Here is a 398-nt window from a genome sequence, read left to right on the forward strand (position 1 = left end):
GGCCATTTCATCGGCGGCGAGCTGATGTCGGCCGAGGGCGCGATCGAGATGCGTCGCCCGTCGGACGGCAAATCTTATGCCGCCTGCCCCCTCGCTGGCGTTGACATGGTCGAGCGCGCGGTGGAAAGCGCAAAAGCGGCGCTGAAGTCCAGCAACTGGGGAGGCGTCCGACCGCGCGAGCGCACCAGGGCGCTGCAGGCCTGGGCCGACCTGATCGAGGCGGAAGCCGCAACGCTCGCCAAAGTCGAAGCACTGTGCTCCACTCGCCCCGTCGGCCAGCTTGTCGCCGGCGACATCGCCGTGACCGCCGAGCAGATCCGCTTCTTCGCCGAATTCGCCAGGCTGCTGCCGCTCGACCAGCGTTTCGCGCATGGCCAGTACGACAGGGCCATTTGGCC

Annotated in this window: 1 protein-coding gene; it reads left to right on the forward strand. The window is 68.1% G+C overall.

Annotated elements, in window-relative coordinates:
* Positions 1-398: aldehyde dehydrogenase family protein (locus EN850_RS33965; protein WP_136092965.1), on the forward strand; the 398-nt coding region annotated here is incomplete at both ends.

Source organism: Mesorhizobium sp. M8A.F.Ca.ET.207.01.1.1 (assembly GCF_004794715.1).
Taxonomy (GTDB): Bacteria; Pseudomonadota; Alphaproteobacteria; order Rhizobiales; family Rhizobiaceae; genus Mesorhizobium.